The sequence below is a fragment of the Paraburkholderia hospita genome (genome assembly GCF_002902965.1).
Lineage (GTDB): Bacteria > Pseudomonadota > Gammaproteobacteria > Burkholderiales > Burkholderiaceae > Paraburkholderia > Paraburkholderia hospita.
Genome location: NZ_CP026105.1, coordinates 1,277,863 through 1,297,450, shown reverse-complemented (window position 1 = coordinate 1,297,450; position 19,588 = coordinate 1,277,863). Strand labels below are relative to the sequence as shown.

The following is a 19,588-nucleotide window of genomic DNA, read 5'->3' as shown; positions in this document are numbered from 1 at the left end:
ACACGGCCTCAAGCAGTACAAGCAGCGTTACGCATTCAAAGCCCGCATCGCCCAAAGCGTTGCGGGCTTTTGCGTTTTTGCCTATGCATGTTGCCGTACTGAGCGGCGCTGCCCGATCGCGGTAAGATTCCATCCAGCACCTGATACAACGAGAACGAGCGATGAAATTAGCCACGTGGAATGTGAACTCCCTGAAGGTTCGTCAGCAGCATGTGATCGACTGGCTCGAACTCAGCCAGACCGACGTGCTGTGTCTTCAGGAACTGAAACTGCCCGACGAAAAATTTCCGCGCGCCGAGCTCGAGGAAAAGGGCTATCGCAGCTGGTTCGCCGGTCAGAAGACGTATAACGGCGTCGGCATTCTCGTGCGCGACGGCATGAGCGTCGACGAAGGCAGCGTCATGCGCAACATACCCGGCTTCGAGGACCCGCAGCAGCGCGTGATCGCGGCCACCATCGAAGGCGTGCGCGTGATCTGCGCCTACTTCCCGAACGGCCAGGCGCCCGGCACCGACAAGTTCGCCTACAAGCTGCGCTGGCTCGACGCGCTGCACGACTGGATCGCCAGCGAACTTGCGCAGCATCCGAAGCTCGCGCTGCTCGGCGACTACAACATCGCACCCGAAGACCGCGACGTGCATGATCCGAAGGCGTGGGAAGGACAGAACCTCGTGTCGCCGGAAGAGCGCGCGCAGTTCAACCGCCTCGTCGAACTCGGTCTCGTCGATTCGTTCCGGCTCTTCGATCAGCCCGAGAAGACCTTCACGTGGTGGGATTATCGGATGCTCGCGTTCCGCCGCAACGCGGGCTTGCGCATCGACCATATCCTGCTGTCGAAGCCGCTCGCCGCAAGCTGCACGCATTGCGACGTCGACAAGACGCCACGCAAGTGGGATCAGCCTTCGGATCACGCGCCCGTCGTCGCGCTCACCGAGTAACTCGCCGCATCAGCACAAACGCGTTCGCAAAAGAAGAAGCGGCTCGATGGCGCATCGCGCCGTCGAGCCGCTTTATTTTGCCGCGTGTAAACGCAGCACCACTCGCATCACGCCCAAAGGCGTCAACGCTTACGGTTCGAGATTCAGCTCCTGAATCTTGCGCGTGATCGTATTGCGCCCGATGCCGAGCCGCTCGGCCGCTTCGACCTTGCGCCCGCGCGTGAAGTCGAGCGCTTCGCGGATCACGGCCGCTTCGAAACGGCGCGACAGTTCGTCCATTACATCAGCTGCATTCTCGCGCAACAGCTTCGCGACTTCCGTGCGCAGCCCACTCTCCCACGCGGCGACAGGCGACGGAATCACCACGCCGCCGGCCGCGACGGGCGCACCCGTAATCGGCGCCACGCCGTTTGTGACGCCACCGTTGCCCACTGTGCCGTCGATCGGCAGCGATCCCGCGGACGTCGCGAATTCCGCCCCGGCCTGCTGCGTCGATACGAGATCGGGCGGCAGGTCCTTGATCTCGATCGTCTGCGCAGGCGCCATCACGGTCAGCCAGTTCGCAAGGTTTTCTAGCTGGCGCACGTTGCCAGGAAACGGCAGCGACGTCATATACGCGAGCGCCTCTTCCGACACGCGCTTCGGCTCGACGCCGAGATCGCGCGCACTCTTCTGCAGGAAGTGGCGCGTCAGCAGCGGAATGTCCTCGCTACGTTCACGCAACGCCGGCAAGCGCAGACGGATCACGTTCAAGCGGTGATACAAGTCCTCGCGAAACAGCCCTTGCCGCACACGCGATTCGAGATTCTGGTGCGTCGCGGCGATCACGCGGACATTCGCGCGCAGCGGATTATGTCCGCCGACGCGATAGAACTGGCCATCCGACAGCACACGCAACAGACGCGTCTGCAAGTCGAACGGCATATCGCCGATTTCATCAAGAAACAGCGTGCCGTTCTCAGCCTGCTCGAAGCGGCCCTGGCGCATTGCCTGCGCGCCCGTGAACGCGCCGCGCTCATGACCAAACAGTTCGGATTCCAGCAGATCTTTCGGAATCGCCGCCGTGTTCAGTGCGATGAACGGACCGTTCGCGCGTGGGCTATGTCGGTGCAAGGCGCGGGCAACAAGTTCCTTACCGGTGCCTGATTCGCCCGTAATGAGCACGGTCGCGGCCGAATGCGACAGACGGCCGATCGCGCGGAACATGTCCTGCATCGCGGGCGCCTGACCGAGCATCTCGGGCGCTTCGGCGACGCGGTCGTCCCACGTCTGCTCGCCGCGCATGCTTTCGTCGACGGCGCGGCGAATCAGTTCGACGGCCTTGTCGACGTCGAACGGCTTGGCGAGGTATTCGAACGCACCGCCCTGAAACGCGGCCACGGCGCTATCGAGATCCGAGAACGCCGTCATGATGATGACGGGCAAGCCGGGCACGCGCTCGCGTACGGTCTGCAGCAGTTCGAGCCCCGAGCCGCCAGGCATCCTGATATCGGAGACGAGCACCTGCGGGCTGTCGTGTTCCAGTGCGCCCGCGGCTTCGCGCACATTCGCGAAGCTGCGTGTCGCGAAGTTCTCGCGTGCGAGTGCTTTTTCGAGCACCCAACGGATCGATTGATCGTCGTCTACTATCCAGATCGGCTTCATATAGGTCCGTCAGAAGTCTTGTCTTGCGTGTGGTGTAACCAGTCGAGTATCAGCTGTCGAGCGGCAGCAGGATCTGAAACTCGGTGTGACCCGGACGGCTCTCCACTTCGATCATCCCTTCGTGCTGTTGCACGAAAGTCTGCGCGAGTGTCAGGCCAAGACCGCTGCCGTCTTCCCTGCCCGATACGAGCGGATAGAAGATGCGGTCGCGTATGTCTTCGGGAATGCCGGGCCCGTTATCGACGATATGCAAGTCCAGTGCCAGCTTGCAAAGACGTTTCGCGATCGTCACCTTGCGCGCCACGCGGGTACGCAACTCGATCCGCGCATCGCCTTGCGAGATGCGTTCGCGCAGTGCTTCAGCCGCATTGCGCACGATGTTCAGCAGCGCCTGGATCAGTTGCTCCTTGTCGCCGCGCAGATCAGGCACGCTAACGTCGTAGTCGCGCTCGATCGTGAGACCGCGCGGAAACTCCGCGAGAATCACCGCGCGCACGCGCTCGCATACTTCGTGAATATTCACGTCGCCGACGATATGCGGATGACGATGCGGTTCGAGCAAGCGGTCGACGAGCGTTTGCAGCCGGTCCGATTCCTTGATGACGACCTGCGTGTACTCGCGCAGCTCGTCGCGTTCGCGCGCGCCGAGCTCGAATTCGAGCAGTTGTGCCGCGCCGCGAATGCCGCCGAGCGGGTTTTTGATCTCATGCGCGAGATTGCGGATCAACTGCTTGTTGACGGCCGTCAGATCGTGAATGCGCTCTTCGCGATCCGACCTCAAATGACGCTCGTTCTCGAACAGCTCGAGCAGCACGTAGTCCTGCGCGCTCTCCAGGAAGCCGACGATCGCATGCACATGCAGCGGCTCGTGGCCGGCGCGTTCGAGCACGGCATCCAGATGGGTCGCGTGAAAACGGTGAGCGGCGATCGCGGCGATGGTCGCCGTCAGTTCTTCGCCGTTCGTGAAGATGTCGGGCCAGGCCATTTGCGTGAGCTGCCGGCGCGACATTTCGAGCATCGACTCGGCCGACGGATTCGCGAACGCGACACGCAGCGTCCGCTTGTCGAGCACGAGCAGAACGGTGGGCAGCGCCTCGAAGCCCGGCAGCAAACCGGATTCGACGAGTTGCGCATCATCCGACAATGCGTCGGTGTGCCCTTTTCTGGCCTTGATCAGGTTCTTCAATACCATCTTGCAGTCGGGTCTCGATAGCCTTGCATGGGACGGCAGCCAGCGCCAAAGCGCGAACCTCCGTCGACAGGAGATGGTGAGGCGGGCTTCATCGCACGCGGTTCAATACGTCAACAACACGCTGCAGCAGCCGTTCCGCAACAAAAACGTCACAGCTTTCGATCCAACGAAAAAGGGACGGCGCCGCCGTCCCTTCGTGACCGATCGCAGCGTCGGGGCGTACGCTTCGCCGCATCTCGCGAACGAAGCGCAGCGCCACCTACAGCGATTACAGCGAGTAGTACAGTTCGAATTCGACCGGGTGCGTGGTCATACGCACGCGTTGCAGCTCGCCTTCCTTCAGTTCCAGGTAAGCGTCGATCATGCCGTCGGTGAACACGCCACCACGCGTCAGGAACTCACGGTCTGCGTCGAGTGCTTCCAGCGCCTGATCGAGGCCGGCACACACGGTCGGGATCTTTGCATCCTCTTCCGGCGGCAGGTCGTACAGGTTCTTGTCGGCAGCTTCGCCCGGATGGATCTTGTTCTGCACGCCGTCCAGACCTGCCATCATCAGTGCCGAGAAGCACAGGTACGGGTTCGCGAGCGGATCCGGGAAGCGCGTTTCGATACGGCGGCCCTTCGGGTTTGCAACGTGCGGAATACGGATCGATGCCGAACGGTTACGTGCCGAGTAAGCCAGCTTCACAGGCGCTTCGAAGTGCGGCACGAGACGCTTGTACGAGTTCGTACCCGGGTTCGTGATCGCGTTCAGCGCGCGAGCGTGCTTGATGATGCCGCCGATGTAGAACAGCGCGAATTCCGACAGGCCAGCGTAGCCGTTGCCCGCGAACATGTTCTGGCCGTCCTTCCAGATCGACTGGTGAACGTGCATGCCCGAACCGTTGTCGCCGACGATAGGCTTCGGCATGAACGTCGCCGTCTTGCCGTACGTGTGCGCAACGTTGTGAACGATGTACTTCAGCTGTTGCGTCCAGTCAGCGCGTTGAACCAGCGTCGAGAACTTCGTGCCGATTTCGTTCTGGCCTTGACCTGCCACTTCGTGGTGGTGAACTTCAACGGGGATGCCGATCTGTTCGAGCAGCAGACACATTTCCGAGCGGATGTCCTGGAACGTGTCCACAGGCGCGACCGGGAAGTAGCCGCCCTTCGTGCCCGGACGGTGACCCGTGTTGCCGCCTTCGAATTCCTTGCCCGACGACCACGGTGCTTCTTCCGAGCCGATCTTGACGAAGCAACCCGACTGGTCCGCAGCCCACTGGACCGAGTCGAAAATGAAGAATTCGGGTTCCGGACCGAAGAAGGCCGTGTCGCCCAGACCCGTGCTCTTCAGGTACGCTTCGGCGCGCTTTGCGAGCGAGCGCGGATCGCGCTCATAGCCCTTGCCGTCAGCCGGTTCGACGACGTCGCAGGTCAGCACGAGGGTCGACTCTTCGTAGAACGGGTCGATGAAGGCGGTGTCGGCGTCCGGGATGAGCAGCATGTCCGACGCTTCGATGCCCTTCCAGCCAGCAATCGAGGAACCGTCAAACGCATGGCCGCTTTCGAATTTGTCTTCGTCGAATGCCGACACCGGCACCGAAACGTGTTGCTCCTTGCCGCGCGTGTCGGTGAAACGGAAGTCGACAAACTTGACGTCCTCGTCCTTGACGAGCTGGATGACGTCGGCCACGGATTTACTCATAACCAATCTCCTGATTAACGAATTCGGCGGGTTCAGCCGCCGCCCAATCTAGCTGACCAGCCTCGATGCGTCCACCCCTCGATACCAACGGGCAGGGAAATATGATGCCGGCATCGGGCCAATCTGATCGGCACCAATAAAGCAGCTTCTGTGCCATGTTTGTGTTCCGTCTGCGCCACGTCGTTGCAGCCCCAATGCCGACGCGCCTTCGCAGGGAATTTGCGCACACCGTTTGCGGGAATCGCGCGAGGTCACGGAATGCATCCGCACCATGATCGTGCGCACTCTTAGTCTGCGACTGCTTAACATTCCATTTTGGTGCATGGTGCTTATTTTGCACCATGATTGAGCATGGCCGTCTATTCTCGAATTTCGCGCTGTGCGGGGCGGCGCGGCGTGTGCAGCGTCGACAGCTTGCTAGAATGTTTTTTTGGCCCCAAGGAGAATTGCTGTCATGAGTACGCTCGAACAGTTGTACAGCCAGGCTGAAAAGCGCCGTGTCGACAATCAGCTCCCCTACGCGGGCGCCGTCACGCCTGCCGAGGCATTCGAGCTTCTGCAACTCGACCCGCGCACCCGTCTCATCGATGTGCGCACACGCGCCGAACTGGATTGGGTCGGCCGCCCGGTCGTCGGCGATGGCCAGTATGCGCATGTCGAATGGACGCGCTATCCGGGCGGCGTGCCGAATGCCGAATTCATCGATCAGCTGCGTCAGGTCGCGACGCCCGACACGCCCGTGCTGCTCCTGTGCCGCAGCGCGGCGCGCTCGAAGCTGGCGGCCATCGCCGCGACGCAGGCCGGCTTCACGAAGGCGCTGGATCTGCTGGAAGGCTTCGAAGGCGACAAGGATGGCCAGGGGCATCGGAAGACGGTGTCGGGCTGGTGTTTCCGCGGACTGCCGTGGATTGGCGCTTGACGAATCTCAAGCACGCATAAGAAGCGCAGCCGTCGCTTCTCAGATACGCGGCGCATGGTGAACACCGTGCGCCGCTTTTATTTGGAATCGTCCGCGTGCGATGTGACACGCGGATGATGTTTCTGGAACGGGGACGCGTTGCACGCCCCTCTCCACCATGCTCAGTTACGCGGCTGCGCGTGCGCTGCCAATTCCGGCTCGACGATATCGCCGCCGAGCAGGTGCACGCCTTCGCGCAGCTTCACGAACGCGGCCGCGACGGCTTCCGGCTCGCCCTTCACGCCCAGATCGATATGCCGGCGTGCATAGATGCCGCCGCGCTCCGCGTCGCCTACGCTCGGCAGGCTGAATACGCGCACGCCCGGAAAGTCATGCTCGATCTTTTCCATCAGCGGCGTCAGCGTCGACTCGGGCAACTCGAAGACGAGCAGAGACTTTTCCGCATGCGGCGTCGAATGATGCAGATGCTGGTACTTCGTATCCAGCACCCATTCGATCATCGGCCAGGCCATCACCGGAAAGCCCGGCACGAAGTGATGATCGCCGACAGAAAAACCAGGAATCTTGTTGTACCCGTTCGGAATGATCGACGCGCCGCGCGGATACGTGCCCATATTCAAACGATGCAGGTTGTCCGGCGAGTTGAAATCGACGGGCGCGGACGAACTGGCGGGATGCGTGTCGCGGATACGCTCCTGGATCAGCGCCTTTGCCTCGGGATGCAGTTCGAGCGGCACGGCAAGCGCGGCGGCCGCGCATTGGCGTGTGTGATCATCCGGCGTTGCGCCGATGCCGCCCGTCGAGAACACGATATCGCCCGACGCGAAGGTGCGGCGCAAGGTCGCCGTGATGCGCTCCGGATCGTCGCCGATATATTCGGCCCATGACAGCGACAGGCCGCGCGCGCTCAGAAGCTGGATGACTTTCGGCAGATGCTTGTCGACGCGTCTGCCGGACAGGATTTCATCGCCGATGATGATGACGCCAAATGCCATTGAAGCCTCTTGTATCAATAGGAGACGGGCGCTGTGCCGCGCGCGCCGTGGGGACCATGGTGACCGTTCCCGCCATGCTCGCCGGCGCGCATCCGCTGGAGCGCGCGCAGGCAGTAGTAGCCGAACCACAGCGCCGTGAACACGAGGATAAAAGCATAGATCCAGATGGTCACGGCAGTCATCACAGGGAACAGTACGATCAGCCACACGGACGACGCCCAGATCAACGTGGGCAGCGAGCCGAGCAGCCCGCTCGCCACGCCGATCAGCAACAGCGGCAGGCGATGCTGGCGCACCAGCGCGCGCCGCTCTTCGCTGCTGGCGTGCAGCGACAGGGCGTCGTACGTCATCACGCGGTAAGTGAGCCAGCCCCACAGCAGCGGCGGGATCAGCGCGAAGAAAGGCGGAATCAGCCACAGCGGCAGCGTGATCACGAGCACCAGCAGGCACACGAGCGTCGTCCATATGGAATGCACGAGGCTGCCGGCGAACGTGCCGCCGTGCCGCATTTCCAGCGCGGCGAACTGCCGCTTCGACAGATGCTTGATCACGGCGGGCATCGACAGGGTCGCGATCAGCAGCAGCACCGTGACGACGATCAGCGGGATCGCAACGGCAATCACAATGAAAGGCGCCACGGCCGCATGCAGCGACGAAAAACCGAGCCAGTCGAATAGCCCGTAGAGCGTCGTCGTGAGCGGCCAGCTTTCGAGCCAGTTACGCGTCGCACCGATCAGGGTCTGCCAGGAAAACCACAGCGCCACGCCCCAGACGATCGTGGCTCCCGCGAACGGCATGAACGTCAGCCACAGCATGCGCGGATGCAACACGGAAGAAAGCGCGCGCCCGAACGAGCGCAAGAGATCATTCATGCGTAATCGATGACTTGATGGGTAGGCAGGAAAAGGTAGGAAACGTGGACAGGATAAACCACGTCGGGTGTCAGCGTCGAAAGTGAAAGACGACGCTGACGAATGAACGTGCAAGCAAGTATGCAAGCGAGTGCGCGAGCGTTGCTGCGCGGCCGGTGATCGTCAGAAACGCGCGCCCGGCCGAAAGATGCGTCGAAAGTGAAACGACAACGACAACGAAAACGACAGCGCGCTTACGCCGCGCCCCGCTGCTTCTTGCCGGCGATGCGCTGCCCAATGCGCACGAACGCGAGCCAGTGCTGCGCCCAGAAGCCCTCGCCGTAATGACGGCCGCTGAGCTGATCGCGAATGCCCGTCGGCTCCATTTCGCGGCTCCACGACGCGCTGCCGAACAGCATGTCCCACCACGGAAAGAGCACGCCGAAATTGCAGCCGTACTTGAGCCCTTCGTGACCATAGCCGATGGCGTGATGACGGCGATGGAAGGTCGGACTGACGAGCAGACGCTCGCCGAGCCAGCCGAAATGCAGACGGATGTTCGCGTGCTGCACGCTCTGCGCAAGATTCGTGATCGCGACGAGCACGACGAACTGCGACGGCGGCACGCCGATGAACAGCGCGATCACGGCGAAGAAACACGCCTGCAGCAGATCGTCGAGCAGATGGTTGCGGTCGTCGGCCCACAGCGACATCTGCTGCTGGCTGTGATGCACCGCGTGCAACTCCCACCAGACACCGATCCTGTGCTGCCCGCGGTGATACCAGTAGCCCGCGAAGTCGAGCACCAGCAGATACATGACGAACGTGACGAAAGGCTGCGTCGTAACGCCGGGCCACAGATTGTCGAGTTCGATATTCGCGATGCCCTGCAGGCGCAGCCAGCCCTGCACCGAGTCGAAAAACGGCTGCAGCGCGAAGAAGAAGAACAGATTGAGAATGCCGAGCTTCGCGATCCACGTGTAGAGCACGTCGACACGCACCGCCTTGCGGTCCTTCCACTGCTCGACGGGCCGCAGCGCTTCGAGCGGACGCAGCAGCGCATACATGGCGAGCACTTCCAGCACGCCGACGATCACCCAGTACAGGCTGTCGTACGTGTCCTCGTCGTAGTCCATCAGGTTGAAATGGAACAGCAGCGGCTGCACGACGTCGACGTACAGCAGCGTCTGGATCGAAGAAACGAAGCTATCGAGACTGGAGGCGATCAGGTGGAACATGGTGCTCTTTATGCGTCGCGGTTCTGCTTCACTGCGCGGCTTCCTGGTGTGGCTTCACTGCGCGGTTCAATGCGCAATTCACGGCGCGCCGGCGAGGCGCGCCGTCTGCATTATCACGCCCCGTTCGGCGCGGTGACGGGCGCGCGGTTGAAGAAATAGATGCCGTGCGGCGAACGGCCTACGGCGATCGTCTGGATCAGCTTATGCGTGGTCAGGTCGATGACGCCGACATGCTTCGCGAAACGGAACGTTACCCACAGATAGCGTTTGTCGGCGGAAAGTTCCATGTCGTCCGGTCCGGGCATCAGTCCCGTGATGTCGCCGACGTTGGTGAGCGTGTCCTCGTCGAGGATGCTGATGGTGCTGGCCACGCGGTTCGACACGGCCACATGCTTGCCGTCCGCGAGCGAGCGGAAGTTGTGCGCGCCCTTGCCCGTCGTGATCGTCTTCACGATCTTCTGGTTGCGCCAGTCGACGACAGCGACATAGTCCGCACCCGTCATGCCGATCAGCAGATATTTCTCGCCCGGCGTCATCCACAGGCCGGCCGGCACCTTGCCGACCTTCATCTTCCACTTGACCGTCTGCGTGGCGAGATCGACGGCGGCGAGTTCACCTGACACCTGCAGCGTGACGAACACGGTCTTGCTGTCGTTCGTGAACGCCATGTGGCTAGGCATCACGGCGAGCGGCAGGCGGCTCGCGAGCGTCATGTTGTGGCCGTCGTAGTGATAGATGTCGAGGCGATCGAGGCGCAGGCCCGTCGTCACGAGCCACTTGCGATCCGGCGAGAAACCGATCTGATACGGGTCTTCGATGTTCTCGACCCAGCGCTGCGGCTTACCCGTTTTCGGATCGACGAACATCAGATTGTTCGACACCGAATTCGCGACGATCAGCGACGAATTGTCCGGTGTCGGCATCAGGTGATGCGGTTCCTTGCCGGTCGGCACCGTGTCGATCACCTGGCGCGTCGTCTCGTCGATCAGGCTCAGCGTGGCTTCGCCGGAATTGAGCACGATCACGTTGTTGGCGAGAACTGGCGGGGAAAAGAAGCTTGCTGCCGCGACGAGCGCCGCGCCTGCTGCAAACGTGCTGGTCAAACCGGGAAGGGAAAATTTGCGCATGAAAACTCACATCAGGGGGTAATCGCCATTGTAGAACGTTTGCGTGACTCTTCGGTTGACCTCGATCGGGGAAAAGGCGGACGTTGCGGCGCGGTGCCGCAGGGTGCGCGCAATGCGTTGCGAGCGGCTGCGCCCACTGTCCAGGCCGCACCGCTTTTTGGCCGAATCGATACGATTAAGCCATTTATGAATCAGACGCCGCTAAATCCAAGAGATTACCAATCAAGAATATCCCGCGATTATCCAGCGCGCGATTCCTCTATTTAAGAGCGAAATTTCTGATCGTTATTAATTAAGAATTACCTCATATCGAATCAAACTCCGCGCCTCAAGAATTCGTGAACGCAATACCCGCTTTGACCTTTGCCAGCAAATGGAAGCCCGCCGGTCCGCGCTGACTGAATGAGTCCGCGCCTCGACAAACATCTTTCCCAGTTACGAAAAGCGGGTTTTGCCAGTCCGATGTTTTCTCTGGCCCGGCGTTTCCGAGTCATTGCTGTCCTGTCTTACCCGGAGTTTTGAGGCATGAAAATAACGAATGAAATGACGCAGAAACCAACCGCAATCCGTCGCGCGATGTTGAACGAATGCGGTGCGCCGGATGCAACACGCACTTCGATCATCGCGCTTTTTGCGCTTGCGAGTTTCTTGTGGCTGTCCGCGACGGTTGACGCCAATGCGGGCGTCATGATGGGCAACGGCGCAAGCACCGTCGACGCCACTGGCGTGGCGCTTGGCGACACGTCGTTTGCCGGCTCGGATGCGACGGCCGTCGGCGATACGTCGACGGCAAGCGTCAACAACGCCACGTCTATCGGCGCGCATTCGCGTGCGATGGCGGCGTCGGCCACCTCGCTGGGCGACACCGCGCAGGCAAACGCCGCCCGGTCGCTGGCGCTGGGCGCCAATTCGATGGCGACATTCAGCAACAGCGTGGCGCTCGGTTTCGGCTCTGTGACGCTGTACGGCGCGCAAACGGGCTACACCGCGTTCGGGCTGGACGCGCCGCAGACCTCTGTTGGTGAGGTCAACGTCGGCAATCGCACGATCAGCGGCGTGGCGGCGGGCCGCGTCGACCAGGACGCCGTGAACGTCGCGCAACTGAAGGCGGTGGCGAGCAGGATCGATGGCGCCGTGATGTACGACCGTAATCCCGACGGCTCGGTCAACCGCGACAGCGTCACGCTGCAGGGCGATCCTGCCAGCGGCGGTACACAGATCCACAACGTCGCGGATGCCGTCTATGCCCATGACGCCGTGAACCTCGGCCAGCTTTCCACGCTGCTGGGAGACGCCGTCGCCAATGTCACGGTCAACACGTCGAATCCGATGTTCAGTTCCGAAGGCTCCCCCGCCACCGAGCCGGCTCTGGCAAGCGGCACGCGCTCCGTGGCGGCGGGCGCGAACGCGCAGGCAAGCGGCGCGAACGCGGTGGCGCTCGGCGCCGGCTCGAACGCGAGCGCGGACAATTCGGTGGCACTCGGCCAGGGCTCGGTCGCCGATCGCTCGAACACGGTCTCCGTCGGCGCGGCGGGACAGGAACGACAGATCACGAACGTCGCGGCGGGCGTTCAGGGCACGGACGCGGTCAACGTGAACCAGTTGAATCAGGGTGTGAGCGGCGCGGTCGGCCAGGCGAAAGCCTATACCGACGACCAGGTCCGCTCGGCGCGCAAAGACGGCTATGGCGGCGCGGCGGCGGCGATCGCGATGGCGGGCCTGCCGCAAGCTGTGCTGCCGGGCCGCGGGATGGTCGCCATGGCGGCCGGCACGTATGGCGGCCAGTCGGCGATGGCGCTCGGTGTGTCGAAACTATCGGACACGGGCAAATGGGCCTACAAGCTGCAGGGTACGGCGAGCACGCGTGGCGAACTGGGCGGGTCTATCGGGGCCGGCATGCACTGGTAGCGCGCTGCGCGCTCACGCGCAGCAGCAAAATAATCACAGGGTGTGATTCCGCGTGCGACGTGCCGAAAGCGCGGAGGCTCGCCGCATCTGCGCCTTGCGACGTATTGCTGATAGCGGGAAAACCGGGCGCGCCCGGCGAAGCGCGCCCGCATCGGTCAACGCTGCATCGACTCCCACACCTTGTAGAGACGCTTGACGGAAACAGGCATCGGCGTGCGCAGTTCTTGCGCGAACAGCGACACGCGCAGTTCCTCCAGCAGCCAGCGGAACTCGGCAAGCCGGGCATCCGGCACGCCGCCCCGCTGCGCGAGCGCTCGCTGGTAGTTCTGCGCGAGCGGCTGAAGCTCGGCGAACTGGCGCGCGTCGCGTGCCGAATCCGCTTTCAGTTTGTCGATGCGCAGCGCGATGCCCTTCAGATAGCGCGGGAAATGCGTCATCTGAGTGTACGGCGTATCGACGATAAAGCGTTTGCCGATCAGCGCGTCCAACTGGTTCTGCATGTCGGCAAATGCAGCGGCGAACGGCTTCGCCTGCGCGAGTTTCTTCACGACGGCCGAATACTCGCCAAGAATCTGTCCGCCGAGGCGGGCAATCTCTTGCGCGAGCAACGTCAGCCGGCTGCGACCTTCGTCCTTGCGCGCGTGGAAGCTCGCGTCGTCGTCGGGCAGCGGGTCTTGCAGGCACGCGCGGTCGAGCGCGGTGTCGATCAGTTGATCGCGCAGTTCTTCCTGCGTACCGCGCGGCATGAACTGCATCGCCATTTCGCGCAAGCCCGGCAGATTCTTTTCGAGGTATTTGATCGGCTCGCGCAACTGCAGCGCGAACAACCGCCGCAAGCCCGCGCGATGGATGCGCGCGGCCTCATCCGGCGAATCGAACACTTCGACGTCGCAATGCGTGCCGCGATCGACGAGCGCCGGATAGCCGAACAGCGTATGCCCGCCGCGCCGGATTTCGAGAAGCTCGGGGAGCTTGCCGAAGTTCCACGTCGTCAGGTTTTCATAGAGGGCGGTCCCCGGTGCGGCCGCCGCTTCGCCCGCAGCGGGCGTGTGCGGCGCGGCTGAGACGCCACGCGTACCGCCGCCGCTCGCCCCACGCGCCACCCCGCCTGCGGTGCCGCCCGCCGTCCCGCCCGTTGCTCCGCGCGCAACGGCATCGCTCCCGCCCGAGCCCGCATTCGCGAGCGCCGCACCCGCCGCGCTCGACGCGATTTTCTGGAACTGCTGCTGCGCCTGACCGCCCAGCTCCGCCCGCAGTTGCGCGAGATTGCGACCCATCGCGAGCTGCCGCCCGTGCTCGTCGATCACCTTGAAGTTCATGAACAGGTGCGGCGCGAGCGTTTCGAGCTTGAAGTCCGACTGCTTCGTCGCGATCTGTGTCTGCTCGCGGACATCGGCGATCACCGTGTCGAGCAGGCCGCCCGCGCCGAAGCGCGGTCCGCTGTGCCGTTCGACGAAACCCGCCGCGTACTCCGGCAACGGCACGACGTGACGGCGCAGCTTCTGCGGCAACGACTTGAGCAGCAGTTGCGTCTTTTCTTTCAGCATGCCGGGCACGAGCCACTCGACGCGCCGCGCATCCACCTGATTCAGCGCGTACAGCGGCACGGCGAGCGTCACGCCATCGCGCGGCGAACCCGGCTCGAAGTGATAAGTGAGCGTCATGTCGACACCCGCCATCGTCGTCCGCTTCGGGAACAGGTCGGTCGTGACGCCGGCCGCCTCGTGACGCATCAGATCGTCGCGCGACAGATACAGCAGGCGCAGCTTGTCTTCCTGCTGCCCGCTCTTCTTCACTTCATCGCGATACCAGCGCTCGAACGCTGCGCCCGTATGGATACCGTTCGGCACAGCCTGATCGTAGAACGCATAGATCAGTTCGTCGTCGACCAGCACATCCTGACGGCGCGACTTGTGCTCGAGCTGTTCGATATCGGCGAGCAGCTTGCGGTTGTGCGCGAAGAACGCGAGCTTCGTGTCGAACTCGCCTTCAACCAGCGCACCGCGGATGAACAGTTCGCGCGCGCGCGCCGGGTCCTGCTTGCCGAAACTGACGCGCCGCCGGTGATACACAGGCAAGCCGTACAGCATCGCGCGCTCGAACGCCGACACCTGCGCCGCGCGCTTTTCCCAGTGCGGCTCGGAGAGCGACTTCTTCAACAGGTGCGCGCCGACGCGCTCGATCCACTCCGGCTCGATCTTCGCGATGCAGCGCGCGTACAGCCGGCTCGTCTCGACGAGCTCCGCCGCTATCACCCACTTGCCCGCCTTCTTCACGAGCGCCGAGCCGGGCCACAGATAAAACTTGATGCTGCGCGCGCCGAGATAGTACGGCTCGTCGTCGGCCTTCAGACCGATATTGCCGAGCAGGCCCGTCAGGAGCGCGAGATGAATCTGCTCGAAGGTCGCTTCGCTGTCGTTCACGCGCCAGCCGTGCTCGCGCACGACGGTCAGCAGCTGCGAATGCACGTCGCGCCATTCGCGCAGACGCAGATGCGACAGGAAGTTCTGCTTGCATGCGTCGGTTAACTGCCGGTTCGACTTCTTGTGCGCGACGGCCTCTTCGAACCACGCCCAGATCTTCAGCCATTGCAGAAACTCCGAGCGCTCGTCGGCGAACTTGCGATGCGCCTGGTCGGCCTGTTCCTGCGCGTCGATGGGACGGTCGCGCGGGTCCTGCACGGACAGCGCGCTCGCGATGATCAGCACTTCGCGCAGCGCCTGCTGGTCGCGCGCGCCGAGAATCATCCGGCCGACGCGCGGATCGAGCGGCAGGCGCGCGAGTTCGCGGCCGAGCGGCGTCAGCGCGTTGTCGTCGTCGACGGCACCGAGTTCGTTCAGCAGTTGATAACCGTCGGCGATCGCGCGGCCGGGCGGTGGCTCGATGAACGGGAAGGTTTCGATTGCCGTCAGATGCAGCGACTTCATCCGCAGAATGACGGACGCAAGCGACGATCGCAAAATCTCCGGGTCGGTGAAGCGCACGCGACCCTGGAAATCGGTTTCCTCGTAAAGACGAATGCAGATGCCGTCGGCGACACGCCCGCAACGCCCTGCCCGCTGGTTCGCCGCCGCCTGCGAAATCGACTCGACCTGCAGCTGCTCGACCTTGTTGCGGTACGAATAGCGCTTCACGCGCGCGAGGCCCGTGTCGACCACATAGCGGATACCCGGCACCGTCAGCGAGGTTTCGGCGACGTTGGTAGCGAGCACGATGCGCCGCGCGTTCGACGGACGGAACACGCGTTCCTGCTCAGCCGCCGACAGCCGCGCGAACAGCGGCAAAATTTCCGTGTGCGGCGGATGATGCTTGCGCAGCGCTTCCGCCGCGTCGCGAATCTCGCGCTCGCCGGGCAGGAACACCAGCACGTCGCCGGGGCCTTCGCGGCACAGCTCGTCGGCGGCTTCGACGATCGCGTCCATCAGATCGCGGTCGGTTTCCCGCTGCGTTTTCGGGCGGTCGCCACGCTCCCGGCCCGCATTACCCTCCGCCGACTTCACCGCCGGCGAATCTTCCGCGACGGGACGATAGCGGACCTCGACGGGATACAGACGTCCGCTCACCTCGATCACAGGCGCGGGCTTTTCTTCAGAGCCAAAATGACGCGCGAAGCGATCGGCATCGATGGTCGCCGACGTCACGATCAGCTTCAGATCGGGGCGCTTCGGCAAAATCTCTTTTAGATAGCCGAGCAGAAAATCGATGTTCAGGCTGCGCTCGTGCGCTTCGTCGATGATCAGCGTGTCGTACGCCTTCAGCAGCGGGTCGGTCTGCGTTTCCGCGAGCAGAATGCCGTCCGTCATCAGCTTGACGGACGCACCCGGCGCGAGATTATCGGTGAAACGCACCTTGTAGCCGACCACTTCGCCGAACGGCGTGCCGAGTTCCTCGGCAATGCGCCGGCCCGTCGCCGATGCCGCGATCCGGCGCGGCTGCGTGTGACCGATCAGGCCGCTGCCGCCCGCGCCGAGCCCGCGTCCGAGCGCGAGACAGATTTTCGGCAACTGCGTCGTCTTGCCCGAGCCCGTCTCGCCGCTGACGATCACGACCTGGTGGCCCGCGATCGCACGCGCGATTTCGTCGCGTCTGCCCGAGACGGGCAGCGCCTCGGGGAACGTGATGGGCGGAATCGGATTCGGCTCGACGACGCGCGCGGGTTTGCGCGGCTCGCGCGGCGTGTTGCGCTGATTTTCTCCGCCCGGCTCACGCGGCGCATTGCGCTGATTTTCTCCGCCCGGCTCTCGCGGCGCATTGCGCTGCTTCTCGGCGCCCGGCTCGCTGCCGGCGCGTGGGTTGCCTTGCGGTTTGCCTTGCGAGTCGAGCGGCGGTTTGCCTTGAGCACGCGGCGCTTGTTGTTGGCGGGCGCCACCTGCCTGATCCGGTCCCCGCTTGCCCTGCTGGTCCCGCGGCCGGTTCGGCGTGCCGCTCCGCGGCTCGCGCGCACCGCTTTTCGCCGCGTTTGCGCCTTGCTGTTTGTTCGCGTCGCCGTGCGCCGAAGCGCCCGAACGCGGCGCATTCGCAACATTCACGGAAACGTCACGACGCGATGCGTCGCCGCGCGCGTCACGCGTCGCGTCCTGATGGCCACGCGGCGCGGGGCTCGCAGCGTCTTTCGCGGCAGCGTCAGCCGCGTTTTTCGTATCGGCTCCAGCGGAGCTTTTGGGTACATTCGACATGGGGGCGCATTATAATCCGGGGCATGAATTCCCAAACCGACCTCGTCCCCACGCCCGCCAGCTCGCCGGCTTCGTCCAGCGACTCGGAAGCCATGCTGCAGCACGCGCAATTCGTCGACTGGATGCGATCGGTCGCGCCGTATATCCACGCGTTCCGAAACAAGACGTTTGTCGTCGGCTTCGGCGGCGAGGTCGTGCATCAGGGGCTGCTCAACGCGCTCGTGTCCGATATCGCGCTGTTGCAGGCGATGGGTATCCAGATCGTGCTCGTACACGGCTCGCGTCCGCAAGTGGAAGAGCAGATGAGCCTGCACGGCGTCGAATCCGAGTTTTCGCACGGCATGCGCATCACCAATGCGCGCGCGCTCGAATCCGCGAAGGAAGCGGCGGGCGAAGTGCGTCTCGACATCGAGGCCGCGATCAGCCAGGGCTTGCCGAACACGCCGATGGCGCACGCGCACATCAGCGTGGTGTCGGGCAACTTCGTGACGGCGCGGCCCGTCGGCATTCTCGACGGGGTCGATTTCCAGCATACGGGCGTGGTGCGCAAGATCGATGCCGAGTCGATCCGCCAGACGCTTTCGAGCGGCAAGATCGTGCTGCTCTCACCGCTCGGCTTCTCGCCGACGGGCGAAGCGTTCAACCTGGCGATGGAAGACGTCGCCTCGGCCGCCGCGATCGCGCTGCGCGCCGACAAGATCGTGTTTCTCACCGAAACGGAAGGCCTGCTCGACGAAGAAGGCGCGCTGATCCGCGAGTTGTCGCTGGACGACGCGTACCGCCTGCATGAAGGCGGCGCAGTGACGGGCGATGCTGGTTTCTATCTGAAGCACTCCATTCGCGCGTGCCGCGGCGGCGTCGCGCGTTCGCACATCATTCCGTACGCGCTCGACGGCAGCCTGCTGCTGGAACTGTTCTTGCACGATGGCGTCGGCACGATGATCTCGTACGAGAACCTCGAAAGCCTGCGCGAGGCGACGCCGGACGACGTCGGCGGCATTCTCACGCTGATCGAGCCGCTCGAAAGCGACGGCACGCTGGTGCGGCGCGGGCGTCACCAGATCGAGCGCGACATCGACCATTTCTCGGTGATCGAGCACGATGGCGTGCTGTTCGGCTGCGCGGCGCTGTATCCGTATCCGACGGAGCGCATAGGCGAGATGGCGTGCCTGACGGTCTCGCCGGAAGCACAAGGCTCGGGCGACGGCGAACGGCTGCTCAAACGCATCGAACAGCGCGCGCGGGCGCGCGGGCTGACGCGTATCTTCGTGCTGACGACACGCACCGAACACTGGTTCCTCAAGCGCGGCTTCGTGAAGGTCACGGTCGATGACCTGCCCGAAGACCGCCGCCGCCTCTACAACTGGCAGCGCAAGTCGCTCGTGCTGATGAAACAGCTCTGAGCGCTCACAATAACGACGCGCCGCCGTCCCACATCGATTACAGGAGAAGCACAGCATGACTCGCATGGTTCAATGCATGAAGCTCGGCAAGGAAGCCGAAGGCCTCGATTTCCCGCCGCTGCCGGGCGAACTCGGCAAGCGGATCTACGAGAGCATTTCGAAGGAAGCATGGCAGCAATGGCTCAAGCAGCAGACCATGCTGATCAACGAAAACCGCCTGAACATGGCCGATCCGCGCGCACGCCAGTATCTGATGAAGCAGACGGAGAAGTTTTTCTTCGGCGAAGGCGCCGATCAGGCAACGGGCTACGTGCCGCCGTCGGAAAGCTGAGCTTTCGTCGCTGCAGTTCGCGACAGACAATGAAGAATCCGCGCCCGGTGCGCGGATTTTTTTCGCCTGTTTCCGGCCGCCAGGTCGCTCCGCTGCGGCCGGAAAATTGAACGAAACCGTTAATCCCGAGCCGCTTTTTCTGCACCCGCCGAATTCCCGCAATCCCCCGCCAGGCAACGGATTGCGCGCCCTCACCCGCCCCTCGCCGGACGGGCGGTTTGCACGATCCTCGCTTATCGTGCTATCATGTTCTTCGTTCTAACAGCATTAACCCTTCATTCGCGTTCAGTTTGCACCTTGGCCGCCGTGCGTGCCTGGTTCGGATTGAATTGATTTTTATACAAGAAGGCTTGTCGGTTGTTTCGTTGCAAGTCGCGTCGGTCCGATCGGCGCGATCCAGAGCGACGCCTCGCCGGCCTTTTTCGTTTCAAGCCTTTTCAAGCGGCATGAGCGCACCGCGTGCGTGAATGTCCTCCGGTATCTGCCCCCCTGCAAGGCCACGTGGGTACCAACGTTTAGCAGCAACTAACAAAGTGCATTTTCGCGACGACCTTCGCGATGCACGGGCGTTACTTTTTCTGCGCAAAGTGCTTATGCACGTCTGCGCAGTACGCCTTTGCGTGGTCCGTGCGAGGCGCTACGCCTGTTCGCATCGACTGCTCGCGAAACTGCACTTTCCAGC

General features: G+C 63.1%; 14 protein-coding genes. 5 read left to right on the top strand and 9 right to left on the bottom strand.

All coding sequences use genetic code 11. The annotated features are described in order from the left end of the window. Window positions 1-161: 161 nt before the first annotated feature. Window positions 162-938: an exodeoxyribonuclease III gene (gene xth / locus C2L64_RS05795; RefSeq protein ID WP_086910186.1), complete on the top strand. Its 777-nt coding sequence runs from the start codon at window positions 162-164 to the stop codon at window positions 936-938. A 129-nt stretch (window positions 939-1,067) separates the two neighbouring features. Here xth and ntrC read toward each other — a convergent pair whose 3' ends face one another. From ntrC to C2L64_RS53075, 4 genes are all read right to left on the bottom strand, one after another. Next, a complete protein-coding gene (ntrC, locus tag C2L64_RS05790) occupies window positions 1,068-2,582 on the bottom strand; it encodes a nitrogen regulation protein NR(I) (RefSeq protein WP_090835679.1) in 1,515 nt (504 codons plus the stop codon). 49 nt (window positions 2,583-2,631) lie between these two features. Continuing rightward, a complete protein-coding gene (glnL, locus tag C2L64_RS05785) occupies window positions 2,632-3,774 on the bottom strand; it encodes a nitrogen regulation protein NR(II) (RefSeq protein WP_007584029.1) in 1,143 nt (380 codons plus the stop codon). 268 nt (window positions 3,775-4,042) lie between these two features. Further along, the gene (gene glnA / locus C2L64_RS05780) at window positions 4,043-5,458 is read right to left on the bottom strand and encodes a type I glutamate--ammonia ligase (protein ID WP_007584030.1); all 1,416 of its coding nucleotides are present in this window, start codon (window positions 5,456-5,458) and stop codon (window positions 4,043-4,045) included. After that, window positions 5,451-5,615, bottom strand: a complete 165-nt coding sequence (locus C2L64_RS53075; RefSeq protein WP_158660487.1) for a hypothetical protein — start codon at window positions 5,613-5,615, stop codon at window positions 5,451-5,453. Before C2L64_RS53075 ends, glnA begins: the two co-directional genes overlap by 8 nt. Window positions 5,616-5,912: 297 nt before the next feature. Between C2L64_RS53075 and C2L64_RS05775 the strand changes: the two genes are divergently transcribed. Next, on the top strand, window positions 5,913-6,377 hold the full coding sequence (locus C2L64_RS05775) for a rhodanese-like domain-containing protein (RefSeq protein ID WP_007584031.1): 465 nt from the start codon (window positions 5,913-5,915) through the stop codon (window positions 6,375-6,377). 161 nt (window positions 6,378-6,538) lie between these two features. Here C2L64_RS05775 and C2L64_RS05770 read toward each other — a convergent pair whose 3' ends face one another. The 4 genes from C2L64_RS05770 to C2L64_RS05750 all read right to left on the bottom strand — a co-directional run bounded on the left by C2L64_RS05770 (window position 6,539) and on the right by C2L64_RS05750 (window position 10,588). Then, entirely contained in the window at window positions 6,539-7,372 is an 834-nt protein-coding gene (locus tag C2L64_RS05770) for a competence/damage-inducible protein A (protein WP_079484896.1), read from the bottom strand. Between the two features lie 14 nt (window positions 7,373-7,386). Further along, window positions 7,387-8,244 (bottom strand): EI24 domain-containing protein, encoded by an 858-nt coding sequence (locus tag C2L64_RS05765; protein WP_007584038.1) that lies wholly within the window; start codon window positions 8,242-8,244, stop codon window positions 7,387-7,389. 233 nt (window positions 8,245-8,477) lie between these two features. Then, window positions 8,478-9,461, bottom strand: coding sequence for a sterol desaturase family protein (locus C2L64_RS05755; protein ID WP_007584040.1), 984 nt, complete (start codon window positions 9,459-9,461; stop codon window positions 8,478-8,480). 113 nt (window positions 9,462-9,574) lie between these two features. After that, the gene (locus C2L64_RS05750) at window positions 9,575-10,588 is read right to left on the bottom strand and encodes a YVTN family beta-propeller repeat protein (RefSeq protein WP_007584042.1); all 1,014 of its coding nucleotides are present in this window, start codon (window positions 10,586-10,588) and stop codon (window positions 9,575-9,577) included. Between the two features lie 525 nt (window positions 10,589-11,113). Between C2L64_RS05750 and C2L64_RS05745 the strand changes: the two genes are divergently transcribed. Beyond that, window positions 11,114-12,496 (top strand): YadA family autotransporter adhesin, encoded by a 1,383-nt coding sequence (locus C2L64_RS05745; RefSeq protein WP_090835673.1) that lies wholly within the window; start codon window positions 11,114-11,116, stop codon window positions 12,494-12,496. Window positions 12,497-12,651: 155 nt separating this feature from the next. On the opposite strand, the gene hrpA is transcribed toward C2L64_RS05745, so the two are convergent. Then, window positions 12,652-17,172, bottom strand: a complete 4,521-nt coding sequence (gene hrpA / locus C2L64_RS05740) for an ATP-dependent RNA helicase HrpA (protein ID WP_090835670.1) — start codon at window positions 17,170-17,172, stop codon at window positions 12,652-12,654. A gap of 23 nt (window positions 17,173-17,195) precedes the next feature. Here hrpA and argA point away from each other — a divergent pair, with 23 nt between their 5' ends. Both argA and C2L64_RS05730 read left to right on the top strand, forming a co-directional pair. Beyond that, window positions 17,196-18,575 carry an amino-acid N-acetyltransferase gene (argA, locus tag C2L64_RS05735; RefSeq protein WP_007585593.1) on the top strand — a complete coding sequence of 460 codons (1,380 nt, stop codon included), beginning with the start codon at window positions 17,196-17,198 and terminating at the stop codon, window positions 18,573-18,575. Between the two features lie 55 nt (window positions 18,576-18,630). After that, on the top strand, window positions 18,631-18,906 hold the full coding sequence (locus C2L64_RS05730) for an oxidative damage protection protein (RefSeq protein ID WP_007585592.1): 276 nt from the start codon (window positions 18,631-18,633) through the stop codon (window positions 18,904-18,906). Window positions 18,907-19,588: the final 682 nt, after the last annotated feature.